The organism is Natronococcus jeotgali DSM 18795, from assembly GCF_000337695.1.
GTDB classification, from domain to species: Archaea; Halobacteriota; Halobacteria; order Halobacteriales; family Natrialbaceae; genus Natronococcus; species Natronococcus jeotgali.
This window is the reverse complement of the sequence record NZ_AOIA01000146.1, coordinates 1-21628: the sequence shown is the minus strand read 5'-3', so window position 1 is coordinate 21628 and position 21628 is coordinate 1. Positions and strand designations below refer to the sequence as shown.

Genomic DNA, 21628 nt, shown 5'->3' with positions numbered 1-21628 from the left:
ACGGTCTCACGATCGGACTCGAGGACAGTTCGCGGTCGAAATCGAAGTCGACGAAAATTAATCGGGTCGCTGCAAAGGACGCGCTAATGCGACAGTACCTCGAGCTCGTCGACGCGGTGCTCTCGGGAGGCACCCACAAGCCAAATCGGACCGGAGTCGACACGATCTCGTCGTTCAGCGAACACTACGAGGTCGACCTCCGGGAGGGGTTCCCGCTGCTGACGACCAAGAAGATGGACGGCTACCGCTGGAACTCGATGCTCCACGAGGTCGCCTGGTACCTCTCGGGACAGGAACACATCCGGGAGCTGCGCGAGGAGACGAAGATCTGGGACGCCTGGGCCGACGACGAGGGTCGTCTCGACACCGCCTACGGGCGGTTCTGGCGGCGGTACCCCGTTCCCGACGAGGAGGCGCAACTCGAGGGCGAGAGCTGGCCCGACGAGGGCCACCGCTGGGTCACCGAGGAGGCCGACGGTCGCCGGACGTTCGACCAACTGCAGTACGTCGTCGACACCCTCTCCGACTCGCCGAACTCCCGACGGCTCGTCGTCGACGCCTGGCACCCCGCGAACGCGGCCGTCTCGACGCTGCCGCCGTGTCACTACTCGTTCGTCTTCAACGTCCAGGGCGACCGGCTGAACTGCCACCTGACCCAGCGCTCGGGCGACGTCGCGCTCGGGGTCCCGTTCAACGTCGCGGCCTACGCGCTCCTGACGAAAATCGTCGCCGAACAGACCGGGTTCGAGCCCGGCACCTTCGCCCACACCGTCGTCGACGCCCACGTCTACTGCGGGCGCGGCGAGCGCGGGGCGTGGTACGCCGACAACCTCGAGGCGCTGCAGTCCCGGCTCGCCGACGTCGACGCCCGCGAGGACTACCTCGCGGTCGGGGAGTGGCTCGAGCGCGAGGCCCCCGCGGAGGCCGACGGCGACGAACGGCTCGATCACGTCCCCGGCCTGCTCGAGCAGTGTGCCCGGGAGCCCCTCGAGCGGCCGACCCTCGAGATCGGGGACGCGTCGATCGACGATCTCTCGGTCGACGACCTCGAGTTGCGAAACTACGACTCCCACGAGGGACTGCGGTTCGCGGTGGCCGAATGACCGACGCCCCCGAACTCGAGACCGACCGCGAGCTCGTCGGCATCGTCGCGGTCGCCGACAACGGCGTCATCGGGCGGGACGGCGAGATGCCCTGGCACCTCCCCGAGGATCTGCGACACTTCAAGGAGACGACGATGGACCACCCCGTGATCATGGGGCGGGTGACCCACGAGGGGATCCTCGAGGCGCTCGGCGAGCCGCTGCCGGGCCGGACGACGGTCGTGCTGACGAGCCGCGATCTCGAGACCCCCGGCAACGCCGTCGTCGCGCGCGACCTCGAGGGGGCGCTCGAGGCGGCCGAGCGTGCAGCCGACGAACGCCACGGCGGGACGAACCGGCTATTCGTCGCGGGCGGGGCGACGGTCTACGAGGGGTTCCTGTCGAGTCTCGATCGACTGATCGTCACGGAGATCGACGACGACCCCGCCGGCGACGCGACGTTTCCGGAGCGCGATCCGGAGACGTGGCGCGAGGTTGAACGGGACGACCGCGACGGGTTCTCGTTCGTCGAGTACGTTCGGAAGGAATGAGGAGCCGTCGGGACGTCCCTGGTCCTGGGCCCGCTCGCTCGTTGGGAAGCAGGAAACGGCGCGTTTTGGCGCGTGGAACGATTCGATCAGGAGCGACCGCCACGGAATTCGCTCGACGTCGGCGGATTCGCTTCGGCACCGCGGGTCGCCGACGGCTCCCGCACCCCACGCGAGACGGGGCCGACGACGATGCGGTTTAACGACACCCAACACGCGCCCACCGGCGCCCGTCCGAGCGCTACGCGGCTCCCGTCGGTCCCGGCCGACGACTGCCCGCGGTCCGCCCGAAATCTGCGCATATCCCGTTCACTAGTCCCAGCCTACTGATACGGGTCACCTTAGAGGGTGAAACGATCTGCCTCACTTATGCCAAAATTGAGTCAAGACTCGCTCGTCCCGAACGGGGCACCACTGGTGAGAGACATGACAGAAAATACGAGCGGAATGTCCAGCGACTCGAAACGTTCGATCGGAAAGAAAGGGGCACTCGCCGCGACGGGGATCGCCCTCGGTGCGAGCGCGATAGGAACGGCCGCGGCTCAGGAAGACGGCGACGTCGTCGTGTTCGGCGAGGATTACGTTCCCGGCGCCGGCTTCGAGGTCGCCTCACAGGCCGACGAGTCGACGAAGAACGACGTGTTCCAGACCGCCGGACTGGACGAGGAGTTCGACGATCCCGACGACTGGGACCTCTACCTCATCACCGTCGACGTGAGCGGGTCCGCTTCGCCGCCCGGCTTCCTGATGACCGAGGATTCCGACGTCGACAGCGGCGATACCGGAACGATGGACGAGGACGCGACGATGCGCAACCCCGAGCTGAACCTTGTCGAGTTCACGCCCTGACGCGGACGAGACGACGAACCGCTCGAGACGGTCGGCGGAACACCGAACGATCGGGCGTCGAACCCGTGTACTTTCGATCGCGCGGCCGCGCTCGCGGGGCGGCGCCCAGGTCCCGGTTCGAAACACGGAACGCGAGCGCGGCGGAATCGTCGTCGAATCCGCGGACGGTCTCGGCGCGCGAGCAGTTCCCCGTGCTCGCCTTCCGACGGACAGTCCGAGGAAACCGATTGTTTTACCGGGTGAGCGATCTCGAGCCGCGCTCCGCTACCCCACAGCCTCTCGAAATCGAGCGACGGACGGAGCTTCGCTCCCTCGTCACTACCCGTCTCGTCGGCGTCGATCCGATCGCCTTCGCTGCCGGCAGTCGGATTTAACGGCTCCGAAACGGACGCGCTGAACTCCGTTCCGGCCGATAAACAACCGTTTCTGACAGCTGGCATCCGTCTCGCCTCGACGTGCCGAAATCGTGGCACGATACGGTCAATGACCGTATTTTACGAATACAGCCCGTCTTATACCGTGAAACGATCGGCCTCACTTATGCCAGAATTGAGTCAAGAACAGTCTACCCCGAAGAGGGGGAACACCAGTGAGAGACATGACAGAAGATGATCGCGGACTGTTCGACGATTCGAGACGATCGTTCATGAAAAAAGGCGCGCTCGCGACGACCGCGGTCGCCCTCGGCGCGGGTGCGACCGCGAGTACCGGCGCCGCCCAGGAAGATGGCGGCAGTGACGGTGAAGTGGTCGTGTTCGGAGACGACTACCTCCCGGACGTCGAGTTCGAGGTCGCCTCCGAGTTGGATCAGGGGACGAAAGACGACGTGTTCGAGACCGCCGACCTAACCGACGAGTTCGACACGCCGGACGACTGGGACATCTACCTCATCAGCTACGACACGGGCGGCTCCGCCCCGACGCTCGGCTACCTGATGACCGAAGACGTCGACCTCAGCGCCGGAGACACCGAAACGATGGGCGCCGACGGATCCTTCCGCAACGCCGAGCTGAACCTCATCGAGGCCACCCCCGGCGCGTCCGCCAGTGGCGGCAACGGAGGAAACGGCGGAAACGGCGGTAACGGCGGCAACGGCGGCAACGGCGGTAGCGGCAACGGCGGCGACGGCGGCAGCGGCAACGGCGGCGACGGCGGCGGCAACTGACGCTTCGATCGCCGATCCGTCGACGCCGTCTCGCGACGACGGCGGCCCGTCCCGAGACGCCCCTTCGTCGTATTTTTCGGGCAGCTTCCTTCCGTACCGGCGGGTGCGGTTCGCGAGCGGCGTGCGATGACGGTTCTCGTCCCGCGAGCTTTTACAACCGACGCCCGTACCCGGTGGTATGACCCGGCCGACCGAGCGCAATCGGCTCGACGAGGAGGAAAGTCCCTACCTGCGCCAGCACGCGGACAACCCCGTCAACTGGCAGCCCTGGGACGAACGGGCCCTCGAGGCCGCGCGCGAACAGGACAAACCGATCTTCCTCTCGATCGGCTACTCGGCGTGTCACTGGTGTCACGTCATGGCAGACGAGAGCTTCGCCGACGAGGAGGTAGCCGAACTCCTCAACGAGGAGTTCGTCCCGATCAAGGTCGACCGCGAGGAGCGACCCGACGTCGACAGCATCTACATGACCGTCTGCCAGCTGGTCAGCGGCGGGGGCGGGTGGCCCCTGTCGGTCTGGCTCACGCCCGAGGGGAAGCCGTTCTACGTCGGCACCTACTTCCCGAAGCGCTCGAAGCGGGGCCAGCCGGGCTTTCTGGACCTGCTCGAGGGGCTTGCCGACTCCTGGGAGACCGACCGCGAGGAGATCGAGAACCGGGCCGAGGAGTGGACCGCGGCCGCGCGGGATCGCCTCGAGGAGACGCCCGACTCGATCGGCGCCGCCGAACCGCCCTCGAGCGAGGTCCTCGAGCGAGCGGCCGACGCCGCCCTCCGGAGCGCCGATCGGCAGAACGGCGGCTTCGGCTCCGGCGGGCCGAAGTTCCCCCAGCCCGCCCGGCTGCGGGTCCTCGCCCGGGCGTTCGACCGCACCGGGAACGACGAGTACCGCGAGGTCCTCGAGGGCTCGCTCACCGCGATGATCGAGGGCGGGCTGTACGACCACGTCGGCGGGGGCTTCCACCGGTACTGCGTCGACGCCGACTGGACGGTGCCCCACTTCGAGAAGATGCTGTACGACAACGCCGAGATCCCCCGCGCCCTGCTGGCGGGCTACCGGCTCACGGGCGACGAGCGCTACGCCGATTACGTTCGGGAGACCCTCGAGTTCGTCTCGCGGGAGCTAACCCACGCGGAGGGGGGCTTTTTCAGCACGCTGGACGCCCAGAGCGAGGACCCGGAAACGGGCGAGCGAGAGGAGGGCGCCTTCTACGTCTGGACGCCCGCGGAAGTGCGGGACGTCCTCGGATCGGAGACCGACGCCGACCTCTTCTGTGCCCGCTACGATATCACCGAGTCGGGCAACTTCGAGGGGCAGAGCCAGCCCAACCTCGCGGCCTCGATTTCCGAACTGGCCGACCGATTCGACCTCGAGGAACGCGAGGTCGAAGAACGGCTCGAGTCCGCTCGCCGGGAACTGTTCGAGGCCCGCGAGGAACGTCCCCGACCGAACCGCGACGAGAAGGTGCTGGCGGGTTGGAACGGCCTGATGATCGCGACCTGCGCCGAGGCCGCCCTCGCGCTGGGCGAAGACCGCTATGCGGGGATGGCAGTCGACGCCCTCGAGTTCGTCCGCGATCGGCTCTGGAACGCCGACGAGGGACGGCTCTCGCGGCGGTTCAAAGATGGAGATGTCGCAGTGCAGGGCTACCTCGAGGACTACGCCTTCCTCGCCCGGGGGGCACTGGGCTGCTACGAGGCCACCGGCGAGGTCGACCACCTCGCGTTCGCCCTCGAGCTGGCCCGCGCGATCGAGGCCGAGTTCTACGACGCCGAGCGCGGGACGCTGTACTTCACGCCCGAGAGCGGCGAGTCCCTCGTGACGCGACCCCAGGAGCTGAACGACCAGTCGACGCCCTCGGCGACGGGCGTCGCCGTCGAGACGCTGCTCGCGCTCGGGGACGTTGCGGGCGAGGACGACGGCTTCGAGGAGATCGCAACGTCGGTCCTGCGGACCCACGCGGGCCGCCTCGAGTCGAACGCGCTCGAGCACGCCACGCTGTGTCTCGCCGCCGACCGCCTCGAGGCGGGCCCCCTCGAGGTGACCGTCGCGGCCGAGGAGGTGCCCGCGGCCTGGCGCGAGCGGTTCGGCTCGCGGTACCTGCCCGATCGGCTGTTCGCGCCGCGACCGCCGACCGAGGACGGACTCGAGAGCTGGCTCGACGAGCTGGGACTTGAGGCGGCGCCGGCGATCTGGGCCGGCCGCGAGGCTCGCGACGGCGAGCCGACGCTGTACGTCTGCAGAAATCGGACCTGTTCGCCGCCGACCCGCGACGTCGACGAGGCGCTGGACTGGCTCGCGGAGTCGGAGGCGAGCGGAGAACTGGACGACGACGTGCCGTTCTAACGATTCAGGCCGTTTCGGTCTCGAGGTCGCCCTCGAGCTCTCGGGCGAGCCAGACCGCCGGCGGGACGTCCTCGTCCTCGACGAACCGGATCACTTCCTCGCCGTCGTCCTCGACGACGATCGTCGGAATGTACTCGACGTCGTACTCCTCGACGCCGGGCCCCTGTTTGTCCTGGTCGACGGCGATCTCCTCGATGCGCTCGTCGGGGACGCCCGCAGCCTCGAGGGCCGCGGCGAAGTCGGGCAGCAGCGCTCGACAGTCCTTGCACCAGTCGCCGCCCCAGACCGTGTACGTGAGGTTCTCGCGGGCCGCCAGCGCGTCGACGGTCTCCTCGTGGGAGGCGGCGTCCCACGTCGGGTTCGGTCGCATGGTCTCGAGACTCATACCCGCGAGTTCCGGCTCCGAGGGCTTAACCGCCGCGCTTCGGCGAGCGGATCGGTGACATTTTTACGGGAAGCGAAAAGAATATCAGATATGGTGTTCGACGAGATCGGCGACGCCGGCCACGAACAGGTATCGTACTTCACCGATCCGGAGACGGGGCTGCGAGCGATCGTCGCGATCCACGATACGACACTGGGGCCCTCGCTGGGCGGCACGCGGATCCTCGACTACGAGACCGAAGACGCCGCACTCGAGGACGTGCTCCGGCTCTCGGAGGCGATGACGTACAAGGCGGCCGCGGCCGACCTCCCGCTTGGGGGCGGGAAAGCGGTGATCCTCGGGGACCCCGACGAGGTCAGAACCGAGGCGACCCTCGAGGCCTACGGCCGCGCGGTCGACTGCCTGGGCGGACGGTACATCACGTCGGTCGACATCAACTCGAGCGCCGCGGAGATGGACGTCGTCGCCCGGGAGACCGACCACGTCGTCGGCGCGAGCGACGGGCTACAGAACCCGTCGGGGGTGACCGCCCACGGGGTGTTCTGCGGGATCCGGGCCTGCGTCGACTACGTTTACGGCGAGGACGACCTCGAGGGCCTCGAGGTCGTCGTTCAGGGGCTGGGCAAGGTCGGGCGGTCGCTGGCCGAGGAGCTGCTCGAGGCCGGCGCCGCGGTGACGGTCTCGGACGTCGACCGGGAGGCCCTCGAGGCGTTTGCAGCCGAACACGGCACCGAGACGGTCGAACCCGACGCGGTGTACGAACGGTCCTGCGACGTCTTCGCGCCGTGTGCGATCGGCGGGATCCTGAACGACGAGACGATCCCCACCCTCGAGTGCGATATCGTCGCGGGCGCGGCGAACAACGTGCTGGCCGAACGCCGCCACGCCGAGGCGCTTCGCGAACGCGGCATCCTGTACGCGCCCGACTACGTGATCAACGCCGGCGGGCTGATCACCGTCGCCAAGGACCACTTCGGGGGGACCTACGAAGAGGCCTACGCGGAGGCCGAGGCGATCGAGGGACGGCTGCGCGGGATGATCGAACGCGCCGACGAGGAGGGGACGACCGTCCTCGAGGCGGCCGCGGCCTACGCCGAGGAGCGGATCGCGGGCGCCGACGACGGATCGCGGTCGGCGCCGCGGCTGTAGACGCGCCGTCGGGTCCGTTCGGTCGCTCTCGATCGCCGACCCGGCACGTCCTGCGAGGGCCAGTACGGGTTTACGTCTCCGCTTCCTACGCGCTCGCAATGAAGGGAAGCATCCTGGACACGATCGGCTCGCCGCTCGTCCAGGTCGACTCGCCGGATGGAGCGACCGTCGCCGCCAAGGTCGAATCCTTCAACCCCGGCGGGTCGGCCAAGGATCGGCCGGCCCTCGAGATGATCCGAACCGCCGAGCAGGAGGGCGAAATCGAGCCCGGCGACTGGCTCGTCGAGCCGACCAGCGGCAACACCGGGATCGGCCTCGCGCTGGTCGCGGCCGCCCGAGGATACGACCTCACGATCGTGATGCCGGCCTCGAAATCGGAGGAGCGACGCCGAATCATGGCCGCCTACGGCGCCGAACTCGAGCTCGTCGACGGCGAGATGGAGGAAGCCCGCGAGCGCGCCGACGAACTCGAGGCCCAGGGGGCGGTCCAGCTCGGCCAGTTCGAGAACCCCGCCAACCCGCAGGCCCACTACCGGACCACCGGCGAGGAGATCCTCGAACAGGTCGGCGACCGCCAGATCGACGCCTTCGTCGCCGGCGTCGGCACCGGCGGCACCCTCTCGGGAACGGGCCGACGGCTCCGCGAGGAGTTCCCCGAGATGGACATCGTCGCCGTCGAGCCGGCCGAGAACGCCGTCCTCTCGACGGGCGAACCCGGTAACGACGACTTCCAGGGGATGGGACCGGGGTTCGTCAGCGACAACCTCGACGTCGACCTGATCGACCGCGTCGAGACGGTCCGCCTCGAGGACGCCGAGGACGAGTGCCGTCGCCTCGCCCGCGAGGAGGGGATCCTCGTCGGCCAGTCCAGCGGCGCGACGAGCCTCGTCGCAAATCTGATCGCCGACGAGATCGCCGAGCCCGAGGCCGACTGTCCGGAGGTTCCGGACGTCTTCGACCGCCAGCCCCAGGCGACCCCCGAGACCGACGGCGGCGCCCCCGAGGACTGCCCCCTCGTCGTCACCGTCTTCTGGGACAGCGGGGAGCGCTACCTCTCGACGGGCCTTTTCGACTGAGACGACGGTCGCTTTTCGACCGTGGAGAACGTTCTTTGTACGGGACGTCATCGGAACGAGCATGGACCGCCGATCCAGGCGGACGGTGTTGAGCGCGGCGACGGGAGCGGTCGCGGTGCTCGCCGGCTGTCTCGGGGCCGATCTCGACGACGGATCGGAAGAAAACGGCGACGAGAGAGACGACGGAAGCGGTGGCGACGACAGCGTCGGTGACGAGGGGGACGACGACGGAAGCGGTGGCGGCGACGCTGCGGACGCGGTGGACGAAACGACGTTTACCACTTCGGAGCCGCGATCGGAGCCGAACGCGACGCTGCTCGCCGACCGCGAGGCCGCCGCCGGCTGGCTCGCGGGCCGGGACGTCGGCGACGACGCGGTCGCGTTCCTCGAGAACACCGCGTTCGACGACGCGTCCCTGATCGCCGTCGAGGCCCGCGCGCCGAACCTGTGTTACGAACTTCGGATCGAATCGATCGAACTCGAGGACGGGATCGCGCTCGAGGCGGTCGTCGACGACGGCGACGCCGCCGCCTGCGCACAGCAGGAGGCGACGGCCGGCCTGCTCGTCCGGGCTTCGGACGGCGGCGAACCGATCGAGGAGGGGACCGCGACGGTCGTCGACCACGACGGCGCGACCCACGAGTTCGATCTCGGCGCGGACACCTAGCCCGCGACGCGTCGGCTACGGCGAGAACTCGGCCTCGGTGAGCCGGACGACGAGCGTGTCCGGGACATCCCGGAGGTCGTACTCCGGGAGTTCGCCGTCGGTTCGGCGGACGTACAGCGGCTCGACGAGCCGCGGTCTCGCCCGCGACCCGTCGGTCGCGGCCGGTTCGTCCTCGCCGTCGTTTCCGTCGCCGTCCTCGTCCGGGTCGGGTCGCTCGAGGCCGTAGATCTTGCAGAATTCCCCGGTGTCGCCGGCCTCGAGGGCGCCGTTTCGTAACTCGTCGGCCAGCGATCGCGAGAGCCACTCCGTCCCGCTGACCGAGGGCTCCCGGACGAGCGCCTCGTCGACGAACCGGGTGAGATACCAGTCCAGATCGTTCAGCAGCGAGACGGCCGCGCCGACGCTGACCGTGCGAACCGCCAGCGAGTTCTCGAAGGGGCGCTCGAGGTCGTAGGTCGCGAGCGCCTCGCGGGAGGTCTCCCGGGACAGGAGCTCGTACCGGAGGTTCACCTCGGGATCGCCGACGAGACAGACGCGGGTCACTGTCGGGGAGTTGGCGGATCGCGATAATGGGCGTTTCGTCTCCCGGCCGTCAGACGGACTCGAGGGACTCCCTGACGGCGTCGGGCTCCTTCCAGAGGACCACGTCGCCGCTGCGGTGGTCGTACTCGACGAACAGCTCCGCCTCGAGCCGGGGCAGGTGCTCGTGGTGGAGCGTGAGTTCGATCCGCTCGGCGTCGTCGTGGGGAACCGCCTCGTCCGCGGCCAGCAACGCGGCGAGTCGCTCGCGACCGACGGGCTCGCGCTCGAGGAGGATCGATAGCGCTCGACGGCGAGCGGTGTGAGCGAGCGCCCCGGCGGAGTGAAGCGCGTGAACGACGGTTTCGTCGACCGCGGCGACGATCGCTACCAGCGCCTCGACGGTTGACCAGACGACCATGGGGTATCGCCGGCACGAAGCGACAAAACTGTTCCGCCAAACCGTCCGATCGGCCGACTGTTCGGCGAATAGTAGAGCGAAATCGATTTTCTCCGCGGGATACTCTCCGTCCGTTCGAAAGCATCCTCGCTCGGACGGCGGGGACGGCCGCGCCGCGAGCGGTCAGGGCTCGACGAGTTCGGCGTTCCGCGCGGCCTCCTCGGCGCGCTCGAACAGATCGTCGGGCTCGGCCGCCAGCAGGGGCTCGAGGCGGGCGTTGGTCTCGGCCCGATCGGGCGCGACGCGGTTGCAGCCGGCGTCGATCGTCGACTCGGTGAACGTGCCGATCTCGCGGGCCCGGGCGACGATCTCGGCCTTGTCGCGGGTCAGCAGCGGGCGGTGGATCGGCAACTCGGTGGCGCGGCTCGTGATCGCGAGGTTTTGCATCGTCTGGCTCGACTTCTGGCCGACCGCCTCGCCCGTGACGATCCCGTGGGCGTCGACGCGCTCGGCCAGCACTTCCGCGGCACGGTAGAAAAAGCGCCGCATCGAGAGCATCCGCCCCTCCTCCATCTCCTCGACGAGGACGGACAGCGTCTCCCCGCCGGGGAGCTCGTAGACCTGCGTGTCGAAGTTCGGCGCGTACCGCGAGAGGACCCGAACCGTCTCCATCGCGCGGGCCTCGTGGTCGATTCCGCCGAACGGGCCCAGATCGACGTACACCGGGACGATCGGGCTGCCGCGTTTCATGATCTCGTAGGCCGCGACGGGCGAGTCGATCCCGCCGCTTATCATCGCGATCACCGGCTCCTGGGCGCCAAGCGGCAGCCCGCCCGGCCCGTCCCGCTTCTCGAGGTAGACGAACGCGACGTCCTCGCGGACCTCGACGCCGAAGGTGAGGTCGGGATCGTCGAGGTCGACTTCGGGGTCGAACTCGTCGGCGACGGCCTCCCAGATCGCCGACCCGCCCTCGCGGGCGAGGTCGTCGCTGTCGTAGGGGAGGCTCTTGTCCGCCCGCCGGGCGTCGACGGCGAAGCTGCCGCCGTCGTAGCGGGACCGCGCCGTCTCCACGAGGGCCTCGAGGATCCGTTCCTTCTCGGTGCTCGTGGTCAGACACGGGCTCGCGGAGACGACCCCGAAGGCGTCGGCCGCGGCCGTCGTCGCGTCTTCGACCGCCGCCTCGGTCGTGTGGATCAGCGGTCGGCTCCAGCGGCGCTCGACCTCGCCGGGAACCGATCGGTCCGCCAGCAGGGCCTCGAGGTTCTCCGCGAGGAGTCCCTCCATGTACCGCTTGACGGTGTTGCTCTTGGTGTTTACGTCCCCGTGGCGGACGAGGACGGTGTCGGCTCCCGGCGGGTGCATACCGGACCGTAGCCGGACGCGGGTATAAGGGGATTACGAGGGGCGGACGTCAGCGCTCGGCGACCGAGAGCGTGCGCTCGAGGGCCGTCTCGATCTCCGCGGTCGCCTCGTCGTCGGTCGCGACCAGCGGCGGGCGGACCTCGTCGGAGGGGACCACGTCGCGGAGGACCAGTCCCGTCTTCGTCGCCTGGGCGAACCCGTGGCTCGCGCAGGTCTCGAACAGCGGCCCGATCGCTTCCGACTGCAGCTCCTGCCCGCGGTCGGTTTCGGCCGCCTCGACGGTCTCGCGGAACGTCTCGGGGATCACGTTCGACAGCGCGTTGATCCCGCCGTCGCCGCCCAGCCGGATCGACGGCACGAGCAGCGAGTCGTAGCCCATCAGACACAGGAACTCCTCGGGGGTCTCGCGGACCAGCGACTGGAAGTAGGTCAGGTCGCCGCTCGAGTCCTTGATCCCGACGAACGCCTCGCGCTCGGCGAGCGCGGCGACGGTCTCGGGCTCGATCCGTCCGCCCGTGTACTGGGGGATGTTGTAGAGGACGATCGGCAGGGACGTTTCCTCAGCGACTCGCTCGAAGAACCGTTCGTTCCCTTCGGGGGCGTTCGCGGGGGTGAAGTAGGGCGGGACTAGCGCGGCCGCGTCGGCGCCGGCGTCCGCGGCGTTGCCGACGTGTGCGACGGCCTCGTCGACGCTCGTTGCGCCCGAGCAGGCGACCACCGCCCCGTCCGCGTGGTCGACGGTCAGCTCGATCGCGCGGCGGCGCTCCTCGGGGCTGAGGCTGGGAAACTCGCCGGAGGTGCCACAGGCGAAGACGCTATCGATCCCGCCCTCGCGGAGGTGCGCGAGCAGGTCGACGAGCGCGTCCTCGTCGATCTCGCCGTCGTCGAACGGCGTGACGGTCGGACAGGTGATCCCGCTGAGCGCGTCGTGAAGGTCCATGGTGGGGGCAGTATCGCTCGCGTGAAAGTCGTTGCCCTCGCGGCGATACCGAGATCAGAACGTCGTGAGTTCGCCGTCGATCACCTGTCGGGTGATCTCGGTGACGTTGGCGAGCTCTCGGTCGACGATGACCTCGACATCGGTCTCGACGTCCTCGAGGGAGACCCCCTCGTCGGTGACGACGTGGACGTCGGCGACGTGGGGGCGGTCGATCGGGCGGCCGATCTGGGAGAGCAGCCGCACCCGCAGGTCGCGGATGCCGTCGACGTCGTCGACGACCGACTCGGCGATCGACGTCGAGAGCAGGTTGTAGATCTTGCCGATGTGGTTGACCGGGTTCTTTCCGCTCGTGGCCTCCATCGACATCGATCGGTTCGGCGTGATGAGTCCGTTCGCGCGGTTCCCCCGACCGACGGAGCCGTCGTCGCCCTGCTCGGCGGAGGTGCCGGTGACGGTGAGGTAGATCGAACCCTCCTCGTAGTCGTCGGCGGTGTTGACGTGGACGTCGACGTCGCGGTCGGTGTGCTCGCGGGCGACCTCGGCGACGAAGTCCCGCACCGACTCGACCGCGTCGGCGTACTCCTCGATGTCGGCGACGTACTCGTCGACCATCGCCGCCGCGACGGTGACGTCGATCTGCTCTCCCTCGCGTTTGCCCATGATCTTCACGTCGGGGCCGAGCTCGGGATGGGTGCTGGCGTACTCGCCGTTGAGCCGTCGCTCGGCCTCGAGGACGATGCGCTCGGTCTCGGTCAGCGGTGCGTGGCCGACGCCGAAGCTGGTGTCGTTGGCCATCGGGACGCCCACTGCGCCCTCGAGCTCGTCGTCCTCGCCGAAGACCTCCTGCAGGTCGCCGCTGCCCTCGCCGAGTTTGACGTCGACGACGATGTCCTCGCCGTACTCGAGTTGCGGGATCGTCTCCTCGAGGTACTCGCGGGCCGCCCGCAGCGCGATCGTCTCGGTCGGAATCATCTGGCCCTCGTAGCGCTTGGTCGCGCGGCCGACGATCAGCAGGTAGATGGGGTCGACGACCTCGCCGCCGCCGAACGCGGGCGCGGCCTCGCCGGCGACCAGCTGGGTCTCGTCGGTGTTGAAGTGCAGTACCTCGCCGACGCGGTCGATGTACTCGCGCGCGAGCGCGCCGGCGACGCTCTCGGCGACGCCGTCGCAGATCGAGTCGGGGTGCCCGATCCCCTTTCGCTCGACGATCTCGACCTCCTGGTCCTCGACAGCCCGGCGGTCGATCGGTTCGATCCGGATGTTCCGTTCGCTCATTGGCGGGGATAGTCGGCTCGAGGTTCTATAACTTCCGGAAACAAATCTCGGCAGAAAATACCCCGCGGTAATCCCGCTCAGGCGTCGTCCGCCAGCAACAGGCCGAGGTACGACGTCCGGACCTGCTCGTCGGGATCGCGGCCGAGGCGCTCGAGGACGTCGTAGGCGCCCTCGCGTGCGGACTCGAGGTCTGCCTCGTCGTCGACTTCCGTCTCGACCTCGACGTACTCGCCGACGTCCTCGACCGAATCGAGCGTGATCGTATACTCCTCGAGGGCGAACCGCTCTCGGTCCTTCCGGACCGTCGCCGCGGGCTCGAAGCCCAGCTTCGTCAGGACGGTATCGATCTTTTCGCCGCTCGCGACGGCCGTCTCGACCTCCTCGCGGGTCTTCGAGGCGTCGTCGACGAGCGGTCCCTTGTAGGTGAGCCGGACCTCATCCGCCCCCGTTTCGGCGCGCTCCGTGCGGATGCGCAACGCCTCGTCGGTCTCCGGAAACGAGCGGTGCGGGGCGTCGTAGTAGGTGTCTTCCTGTGCGACGTCGTCGACCGGCGTCGCGTCAAGCTCCTCGAGTCGGGCCCGAACGGCCTCGAGATCGGCGGGGACCTTGACCTCGACCTCGTACATACCTTCGGGGACGGGGAGGGCTCGTAAGTATCGGTCGCTCTCGGGAGAAAACGTCGTACTTAAATGTAGACGGGCGGACGTACAACGTATGACCGAGGAACAGGAGGCCGAGCTCGATGAGCAGGCCGATGACGTCGAGAACGGAGACGACGCCGCCGAAGCCGAGGGGCTTCAGGCGGGCGATTTCGTAAAGCTCGCGTACACCGCGTACACCGTCGAGGACGACCAGCTGGTCGACACGACCGACCCCGAGGTCGCCGAGGAGGAAGGCGTCGGCGACCAGGCCGAGGAGTTCAAGCCGCGGACGATCGTCCTCGGCGAGGGCCACATCTTCGACGAGGTCGAGGACGCGGTTATCGGGGGCGAGGTCGGCGACTCCGGCACCGTGACGATCCCCGCCGAGGACGCCTTCGGCGAGTACGACCCCGACGACGTCCAGACCGTCAGCGCCGAGAAGATCGACGAGGACGACCGCTACCCCGGCGCGAACGTCCAGGTCGACGGACAGCAGGGCTACATCAGCACGATCGTCGGCGGCCGCGCCCGCGTCGACTTCAACCACCCGCTGGCCGGCGAGGACGTCGAGTACGAGTACGAGGTCGTCGAGGAGGTCGACGACGTCGAACAGCAGGCTGCCGGCCTGTTCGAGATGTACCTCGGGATGGAGCCCGACCTCTGGATCGAGACCGACGAGGTCGAGGAGGAGGTTCCCGTCGAGTCCGACGAGGATGACGACGAAGACGAGGACAGCGAGCCCGAGTTCGAGACCGAGGTCGTCGAGAAGGAGACGCTCTACCTCGAGGCCACGCCCCAGATGACGATGAACCAGCAGTGGATGATGGGTAAACAGCAGATCGGCCAGGACGTCATCGACAAGCTGGGCGTCGACCGCGTCATCGTCCAGGAAGTCATCGACGGCATGGGCGGCATGGGCATGCCCGGCATGATGGGCGGCATGGGCGGTATGGGCGGCGGCGAGGCCGACATCGAGGAGGCCCTCGAGGAGGCCGACGTCGACGCCGACGAGATCGTCGAGGAGCTCGAAGGCGCCGAAGAGTAACGGATCGACCGTTTCGTTTTTGTGGACCGCGTCCGGTAGCGTGCCGTCCCGCGTTCTCACGGTGTTTCGTTCGGAGCCGAGCCGTCCGTCAGTCGTCGGTCGACGCGGTGCTTTCGAACGCGGACGAGGGGGCCGCGTCTGCGGTGAGGTCGCCGTCACGCCAGGTGCCGCGACGGAACCAGAGGGCCGCGCCGACGGCGCCGACCAGGTGGGCCGCGGCGAAGGACAGCCAGACGCCCGTCGGTCCGAGCGCGTTCGCGGCTACCCACGCGACGGGGATCTGGATCCCCATAAACGCGAGCAGGACGAGCCCCGCGGCCGTCCCCGTCATCCCGGCGCCCCGGTAGCCGCCGATGTAGATGTACATCGCGCCGAAGAGTCCGAACGTGGGCGCCACGTAGTCGAGGAACGTCGCACCGGCGTCGACGACGGCCGGATCGTTGGTAAACAGCGCGACGATCGGTTCGGCGGCCAGCGTCGAGAGCACGCCCGCGGCGGTCAGGAACACGAACAGCGTCGCCGCGGCGAGGTGGTTCGCCTTCGCCGCGCGATCCGGTTTTCCGGCGCCGACGTTCTGGCCGGTCATCGTCTCGACGCCCTGGGAGAGCGCCATCGCCGGCAGCACGATCACCGAGAGGATCCGCGTTCCGATCCCGTAGGCCGCGACGACCGGGGTCGTAAACAGCGCGACGACGAACAGCAACAGCGACATCGAGAGGGCCCGACTGGCGCCCTCGAACGACGCCGGCAGCCCGATGCGGACGAGTTTCAGCCCGTAGCTCGGGTCGGGAACCAGCTCCCGGAGTCGGATCCGAACGCCCCGGTACCCGCGGAGCATGAGCCAGAGGCCGACCGCGAGCGTGAGCCCGCGGGCGATGATCGTCGCGTAGGCCGCCCCGGCGATGCCGAGCTCGGGGAGCGGGCCGACTCCGAAGATGAGCAGCGGGTCGAGGACGACGTTGATCGCCACGGAGACGAACATGATCAGCATCGGCGTCACGGTGTCCCCGTACCCCCGCATGAGCGACATGAACATCAGAAAGCCGAAGACGAAGACCAGCCCCAGCGCGTAGATGCGCATGTAGTTCGCCGCGGCCGCGGTCACCTCGGGCTCGGCGGCGAACAGCGCCAGCACGTCGTCGACGACGGCGTAGCCGAACACGCCGAGAACGAGCGCCCCGATGATCGAAAACGAGACGGTCTGAGAGGCCGCGTACTCGGCGTCTCGCTCCCGGTTCGCGCCGACGTACTGGGCGACCAAGACGCTGCCCGCGACCGAGAACCCGATCGCAAAGGAGATCAACAGGAAGATGATCGGGAAGGCGAAGCTGATCGCCGCGACCTCGGTCGTCCCGTACCGCCCGAGCCAGAACGTGTCGGCGACGTTGTACGCCGTCTGCAACACGTTCGTGATGATAAGCGGCAGCGAGAGGTACAGAAGCGGTTTGACGATCCCGCCCTCGGTCAGGTCGACCTCCTCGCGGGCTGAAAACGTTCGCTCGAGGTGTTCCCGAACCGTCACTCGCCGATCCCTCCGGCAGAACTGGACGCGCTCCGATCGTTCATACACTGACTAACTGTTCAGTCAACTAAGTACCTTCGGACTCCGACGTCCGCGGCGCGATTCGCGACGGGACGACTGCGAGCCTCCCGGCTCGAGGGAGAGCACGGACGGTCGGAAGAAGGCGCGGCGATCGTCTCAGTTCGTCGACCAGTACCGGGGGGCGACGTCGGCTCTCGATTCGGCAGCGATCAATCGGAGAGGCTCGGCGAGGGAGCCGGTTCGGCCTCCTCCGGCGTCACGTCGAGTTCGGAGGTAACGAGCGATCGGTAGGCCCGGCGCAGGCGCTCGGAGAGGGCCTGGTGGGAGATGTCGAGCTCGGCGGCGAGCTCCTGCATCGACACTTCCCGCGGAATGTCGAAGTAACCGTGGTCGACGGCCGCGACCAGCGTGTCGTACTGGCGCTCCGTGAGCCCGGCCTGAGAGTGACTCTCGTCGGTCGTATCGAACAGCCGGATGATCGTCGGGCTGAGTTCGCGATCCTCCAGGGCCTCGTAGATCGAGCTGGCGTCGTTGCGCTCCTGGACGCGGATGTTCAGCACCCAGGAGCCGTCGGGCGCCGAGGCATCGAGGATCGTGCCCCCCTCCTCGAGCACCAGCTCGAAGATGTCGATCGTCTCGTCGGCGAACTCGACGTTGTACAGCCACTCACCGTCGGAGCCGTTGATCAGGGCGTACTCCTCGACCGCCGAGGCCTCCGCCAGGCCGGCCTCGATCTCGTCGTTCGATGCGCCGGAGAGCCAGAGGTCGCGCCCGTTCGAGACCACGGCGGTCTCGGCCTCGCAGGTGAGCGACGGAACCGCGTCGACCAGTTCCGCGAGTCCAGTCCCCTCGCCGGAAATCTCGAGGTTGACGATCGAGGTCATGTGTTCGGTTCTACCGATGGGCCGAAATGGTATAGGATCGTTTCCAAAAAGGTTTGATGTCCTCAAGATGAGTTTAAAATAATACTATATTTCGACTCTTTCGATATGAAACGCTGACGGCCCTACGCGATGTCGCGGCTCGTGTCGATCGCGACGCCCTCCGTGAGCTCGAGCGTGATCGCCTCCGTGGGCTGGCCGCCGTCGCGGAACTTCGGGACCGTAAGCGCCGTCTCGAGGCGACCGCCCGCGCGTTCGGTGTGGAGTTCGAAGACGGCGTCCGCCGCGTGAAGCGTTCGGGCCCGGTTCGCCGGGGCGTCGCCGCGCAGACAGTGGAGAACGGCCGCACCGCCGGTCTCGAGCACCCGCCGCTTGAGGGCGGCGAGGAAGTCGACGTAGGCGTCGGGATCGGCTCGTTCGAGTCGGTCGACCGGGTCGACGATCAGGATTTCCCCCTCGGAGAGCCCGGCGACGACCTCGGCGGCGTCCTCGAGGGCGTCGGTCGAGAGGGCGTCGATCCGCGGCTCGCCGGTCGCGGTCGGCGAGCGCTCGAGGGCGTCCCGGGCGGCCCGGGCCGGGCGCTCGGTCGCGAGGTACCGCGTCTCGCGGGCGGCGGTCAGCTCGTAGAGCAGCAGCTCCGACTGGCTGGCGGGGTCGGCGGTGTAGGCGACGAGCGCTCCCGCCGGGAGCCCGCCCTCGAGCTTGCGATCCAGCGCGTCGATCCCGGTCCGGAGCCGATCGGCCATGCGGTCGGCGAGGTTGTGACAGCGACGGTATAGCTTTTCTCCCCGCGAACAGGGAGATTCAAGGGGTTCGCAGGCTCCGTTTCCAACGAGATGCGCCACGACCACGTGATCACGAGCAAACACCTCTCGCGGGGGGACATCGAGACGGTCCTCGACCGGGCTGCCGAGATCGCTGCCGATCCGTCGGCCGTCGCGGATCGCCACGCCGGAGCCCTACTCGGGCTGCTCTTTTTCGAACCGAGCACGCGAACGAAGATGAGCTTCGAGACCGCGATGAAACGCCTGGGCGGGGACGTCGTCGACATGGGGAGCGTCGAGTCCTCGAGCGTGAAGAAAGGCGAGACCCTCGCCGATACCGTCCGGGTCATCGAGGGCTATGCCGACGCGCTCGTCCTGCGCCACCCCAGGGAGGGGGCCGCGACGATGGCCAGCGAGTTCGTCGACGTGCCGCTACTGAACGCCGGCGACGGGGCCGGACAGCACCCGACCCAGACGCTGCTGGACCTGTACACGATCCGGGAGAACGCCGGGCTCGACGACCTGACGATCGGCATCATGGGGGATCTGAAGTACGGCCGGACCGTCCACTCGCTGGCCTACGCGCTGTCGAACTTCGATACCCGCCAGCACTTCGTCAGCCCGGAGAGCCTGCGGCTTCCCCGGGAGGTCGTCTACGACCTCCACCAGCAACAGGGCGGCCGAACGGGGATCCGCGAACACGAGTCCCTCGAGGCGGTCCTGTCCGACCTCGACGTCCTCTACGTGACCCGAATCCAGCGCGAGCGGTTCCCCGACGAGTCGGAGTACCGGAAGGTCGCGGGCGAGTACCGGATCGACGCGGAAACGCTCGAGGACGCGGCCGACGACCTGACCGTGATGCACCCGCTGCCCCGGGTCGACGAGATCGCGCCCGAGGTCGACGACACCGATCACGCGGCCTACTTCGAGCAAGCGCACAACGGCGTGCCGGTTCGGATGGCGCTGCTGGATCTCCTGTTGAGCGAGGGTGGGGGTGGTCGCGATGAGTGACGACCGCGGCGACCACGAGCTGCGGGTCAGCAAGATCCGCAACGGAACCGTCATCGACCACGTCCCGGGCGGCCAGGCGCTGAACGTGCTGGCGATCCTGGGCATCGACGGCAGCGAGGGCGAGGAGCTCTCCGTCGGGATGAACGTCCCCTCGGATCGGCTCGCCCGCAAGGACATCCTCAAGGTCGAGGACCGGGAGCTGAGCCAGGACGAGGTCGACGTCCTCTCGCTGATCGCGCCCGACGCGACGATCAACATCGTCCGGGAGTACGACGTCGTCGAGAAACACCGCGTCGATCGCCCCGACGTCGTCGAGGGCGTCCTCTCCTGTCCCAACGACGGCTGTATCTCGGCGGGCGACGAACCGGTCGACTCCCGGTTCGAGGTCCTCGACGACGGCGTTCGCTGCGAGTACTGCGACACGATCGTCCGCGAGGGGATCGCGTCGCTGATCGATACCTGATCCAGAAAGGTCATAGATAGAGAAAGAAGCCACAATTGATAAGTAACCGGCGTTCGACTCTCCGGGTGGATATGTCCCGCGCAGCCAAGATTCTGCTCGCCACGTTCGCCGTCGCCGTCGTCTGGAAGGTCGCCTTCGGGGGCGCCTCGGACGTCGAGTACGAGTACCATCCCGTCGAAGAGTAACCGATCCGAACGGCTTACGGCCCCGTAGCCGTACACCGTTCGTATGTACGGCGTCGTCACCCGAAACGAGGAGGAGGTGCAGTGGGAGGAGTTCGATCGCGGCTTCTACGAGGTCAAAGACGTCACCGGCAGGTCCGTCGAACCGATCGCCGACGCGGTGAACATGGTCTCCTGTTTCGGCGACAACGCCGCGGCCGACGCGGATCCGTCGCTGGTCCCGGTCGACGATCTGGGTCGGCCCGCCACGCGGGATCGGACGTACTTCGACTGGGCCTACATCTGTCCCTCCCGCGAGGATTACCGCGAGGGACTGCTCGAGATCGTCGACGACTGCGCCGCGGCCAACGGGGACGTCCGGCTGGACGATATCGGCTTCCCCCGCGAGGAGTACTGTCGCTGCGGAGTCTGTGAGCGAAACTTCGAGGAGAGCGAGTACGACGACCGCCTCGAGTGGCGCGCCAGCGTCATCACCGAGTTCGTCGCGGAGGCCGTCGAGCACGTTCCGGGGCGGGTCTACATGACGCTGTACCCCGATCCCTACCCCGGCCACCTCTACGAGCGTGCCGGGATCGACCTCGAGGCCCTCGAGGAGCACGTCGACGAGTTCGTCGTTCCCCTCTACGACACCGCCTACGAGACGACCTACTGGCTCGAGACGATCGCGAAGGGGTTCGAAAGCGCGCTCGAGACGCCCTTTAGCATCGAGCTGTACGCCGTCGACGTCGACGTCGATAACCTGATCCACGCGACCGAGGTCGCCGAGAACTACGGAACGGACGTCTTCTTCGGCTACGAGGCGTCGAACGCCCGGGCCGCGCTGCGGCGCCGCCGGGCCGACGAGCGCGACGGCGTCACCCACGGGGACCCCGACGGCGACTGATACCGCCGCACGACACGGTTGCACCGGTCGCGTGCGAACGGCCGTCGCTGGAGACGGTAGCGACGCCGAGGCTTCGGTAGAAACGAGCGGTCGGATCGCCCATCGAGGCGCCGGCGAGAACGTCGGCTCCCTATCTGGGCGGCGACGGTCCGCTACCGCCTCGAGCGGCGAAGCTGCCGTCTCCGGGGTAGCGGTCTCGAGTTCGTCGCGTCCCCTGTGGTACTGGTCGGTACGTCCGAGCGACGATAGATCGGGGAGAGTCGGGACTCCGCTCGAGCGAGGGCGCGGAACGGAACGCTATCGCGTGTCGCCGCGTCGACGATCGTCGTCGTCGTCACCGATCAGGTCGTCATCATCGTCGTCGCCGATGAGATCGTCGTCGTTGTCGTCGCCGATGAGATCGTCGTCGTTGTCGTCGCCGATGAGATCGTCGTCGTTGTCGTCGCCGATGAGA

Annotated in this window: 22 protein-coding genes; 12 read left to right on the top strand and 10 right to left on the bottom strand. The window is 68.1% G+C overall.

Annotation, left to right across the window (positions count from 1 at the left end; all coding sequences use genetic code 11):
• The first annotated feature begins 86 nt into the window (after nucleotides 1–86).
• The 5 genes from thyA (at nucleotide 87) to C492_RS16955 (ending at nucleotide 5988) form a co-directional block, all read left to right on the top strand.
• Nucleotides 87–1103, top strand: a complete 1017-nt coding sequence (thyA, locus tag C492_RS16980; RefSeq protein WP_008425888.1) for a thymidylate synthase — start codon at nucleotides 87–89, stop codon at nucleotides 1101–1103.
• Nucleotides 1100–1633 carry a dihydrofolate reductase gene (locus C492_RS16975; protein ID WP_008425887.1) on the top strand — a complete coding sequence of 178 codons (534 nt, stop codon included), beginning with the start codon at nucleotides 1100–1102 and terminating at the stop codon, nucleotides 1631–1633. The genes thyA and C492_RS16975 overlap by 4 nt, the downstream gene beginning before the upstream one ends.
• Nucleotides 1634–2056: 423 nt before the next feature.
• Nucleotides 2057–2479, top strand: coding sequence for a calcium-binding protein (locus C492_RS16970; RefSeq protein WP_152424939.1), 423 nt, complete (start codon nucleotides 2057–2059; stop codon nucleotides 2477–2479).
• Nucleotides 2480–3077: 598 nt separating this feature from the next.
• Nucleotides 3078–3644 carry a hypothetical protein gene (locus tag C492_RS16960; protein ID WP_049893151.1) on the top strand — a complete coding sequence of 189 codons (567 nt, stop codon included), beginning with the start codon at nucleotides 3078–3080 and terminating at the stop codon, nucleotides 3642–3644.
• A 178-nt stretch (nucleotides 3645–3822) separates the two neighbouring features.
• A complete protein-coding gene (locus C492_RS16955) occupies nucleotides 3823–5988 on the top strand; it encodes a thioredoxin domain-containing protein (protein ID WP_008425881.1) in 2166 nt (721 codons plus the stop codon).
• Between the two features lie 4 nt (nucleotides 5989–5992).
• Here the strand turns inward: C492_RS16955 and C492_RS16950 are convergent, their stop codons facing one another.
• Nucleotides 5993–6373 carry a thioredoxin family protein gene (locus tag C492_RS16950; RefSeq protein ID WP_008425880.1) on the bottom strand — a complete coding sequence of 127 codons (381 nt, stop codon included), beginning with the start codon at nucleotides 6371–6373 and terminating at the stop codon, nucleotides 5993–5995.
• 90 nt (nucleotides 6374–6463) lie between these two features.
• Between C492_RS16950 and C492_RS16945 the strand changes: the two genes are divergently transcribed.
• The 3 genes from C492_RS16945 (at nucleotide 6464) to C492_RS16935 (ending at nucleotide 9265) form a co-directional block, all read left to right on the top strand.
• Entirely contained in the window at nucleotides 6464–7522 is a 1059-nt protein-coding gene (locus C492_RS16945) for a Leu/Phe/Val dehydrogenase (protein WP_008425879.1), read from the top strand.
• A 98-nt stretch (nucleotides 7523–7620) separates the two neighbouring features.
• Nucleotides 7621–8598 carry a PLP-dependent cysteine synthase family protein gene (locus C492_RS16940; RefSeq protein ID WP_008425878.1) on the top strand — a complete coding sequence of 326 codons (978 nt, stop codon included), beginning with the start codon at nucleotides 7621–7623 and terminating at the stop codon, nucleotides 8596–8598.
• A 61-nt stretch (nucleotides 8599–8659) separates the two neighbouring features.
• Complete coding sequence (locus C492_RS16935) at nucleotides 8660–9265, top strand: hypothetical protein (protein WP_008425877.1); 606 nt, start codon at nucleotides 8660–8662, stop codon at nucleotides 9263–9265.
• Between the two features lie 15 nt (nucleotides 9266–9280).
• Here C492_RS16935 and C492_RS16930 read toward each other — a convergent pair whose 3' ends face one another.
• The 6 genes from C492_RS16930 to cyaB form a co-directional block, all read right to left on the bottom strand.
• Nucleotides 9281–9808, bottom strand: a complete 528-nt coding sequence (locus C492_RS16930; protein ID WP_008425876.1) for a DUF5804 family protein — start codon at nucleotides 9806–9808, stop codon at nucleotides 9281–9283.
• A 49-nt stretch (nucleotides 9809–9857) separates the two neighbouring features.
• The gene (locus C492_RS16925; protein ID WP_008425875.1) at nucleotides 9858–10205 is read right to left on the bottom strand and encodes a DUF7344 domain-containing protein; all 348 of its coding nucleotides are present in this window, start codon (nucleotides 10203–10205) and stop codon (nucleotides 9858–9860) included.
• A gap of 162 nt (nucleotides 10206–10367) precedes the next feature.
• The gene (locus tag C492_RS16920; RefSeq protein ID WP_008425874.1) at nucleotides 10368–11546 is read right to left on the bottom strand and encodes a tRNA sulfurtransferase; all 1179 of its coding nucleotides are present in this window, start codon (nucleotides 11544–11546) and stop codon (nucleotides 10368–10370) included.
• 49 nt (nucleotides 11547–11595) lie between these two features.
• Complete coding sequence (locus C492_RS16915) at nucleotides 11596–12486, bottom strand: dihydrodipicolinate synthase family protein (RefSeq protein WP_008425873.1); 891 nt, start codon at nucleotides 12484–12486, stop codon at nucleotides 11596–11598.
• A 54-nt stretch (nucleotides 12487–12540) separates the two neighbouring features.
• Entirely contained in the window at nucleotides 12541–13761 is a 1221-nt protein-coding gene (locus tag C492_RS16910; RefSeq protein WP_008425871.1) for a methionine adenosyltransferase, read from the bottom strand.
• Between the two features lie 77 nt (nucleotides 13762–13838).
• The gene (gene cyaB, locus C492_RS16905; protein WP_008425869.1) at nucleotides 13839–14387 is read right to left on the bottom strand and encodes a class IV adenylate cyclase; all 549 of its coding nucleotides are present in this window, start codon (nucleotides 14385–14387) and stop codon (nucleotides 13839–13841) included.
• An 88-nt stretch (nucleotides 14388–14475) separates the two neighbouring features.
• Here cyaB and C492_RS16900 point away from each other — a divergent pair, with 88 nt between their 5' ends.
• A complete protein-coding gene (locus C492_RS16900; protein WP_008425868.1) occupies nucleotides 14476–15447 on the top strand; it encodes an FKBP-type peptidyl-prolyl cis-trans isomerase in 972 nt (323 codons plus the stop codon).
• A gap of 88 nt (nucleotides 15448–15535) precedes the next feature.
• On the opposite strand, the gene C492_RS16895 is transcribed toward C492_RS16900, so the two are convergent.
• The 3 genes from C492_RS16895 to C492_RS16885 form a co-directional block, all read right to left on the bottom strand.
• Nucleotides 15536–16969, bottom strand: coding sequence for an MATE family efflux transporter (locus tag C492_RS16895; RefSeq protein WP_008425866.1), 1434 nt, complete (start codon nucleotides 16967–16969; stop codon nucleotides 15536–15538).
• 230 nt (nucleotides 16970–17199) lie between these two features.
• Complete coding sequence (locus tag C492_RS16890) at nucleotides 17200–17874, bottom strand: helix-turn-helix domain-containing protein (protein WP_008425864.1); 675 nt, start codon at nucleotides 17872–17874, stop codon at nucleotides 17200–17202.
• Nucleotides 17875–17996: 122 nt separating this feature from the next.
• Nucleotides 17997–18617 carry an RAD55 family ATPase gene (locus C492_RS16885; protein WP_008425862.1) on the bottom strand — a complete coding sequence of 207 codons (621 nt, stop codon included), beginning with the start codon at nucleotides 18615–18617 and terminating at the stop codon, nucleotides 17997–17999.
• Nucleotides 18618–18707: 90 nt separating this feature from the next.
• On the opposite strand from C492_RS16885, the gene pyrB reads away from it, so the two are divergent.
• The 3 genes from pyrB (at nucleotide 18708) to C492_RS16870 (ending at nucleotide 21174) form a co-directional block, all read left to right on the top strand.
• Nucleotides 18708–19646 (top strand): aspartate carbamoyltransferase, encoded by a 939-nt coding sequence (gene pyrB, locus C492_RS16880; RefSeq protein WP_008425861.1) that lies wholly within the window; start codon nucleotides 18708–18710, stop codon nucleotides 19644–19646.
• Nucleotides 19639–20109, top strand: coding sequence for an aspartate carbamoyltransferase regulatory subunit (pyrI, locus tag C492_RS16875; RefSeq protein ID WP_008425860.1), 471 nt, complete (start codon nucleotides 19639–19641; stop codon nucleotides 20107–20109). Before pyrB ends, pyrI begins: the two co-directional genes overlap by 8 nt.
• Nucleotides 20110–20337: 228 nt before the next feature.
• On the top strand, nucleotides 20338–21174 hold the full coding sequence (locus C492_RS16870; protein WP_008425858.1) for a hypothetical protein: 837 nt from the start codon (nucleotides 20338–20340) through the stop codon (nucleotides 21172–21174).
• Nucleotides 21175–21628: the final 454 nt, after the last annotated feature.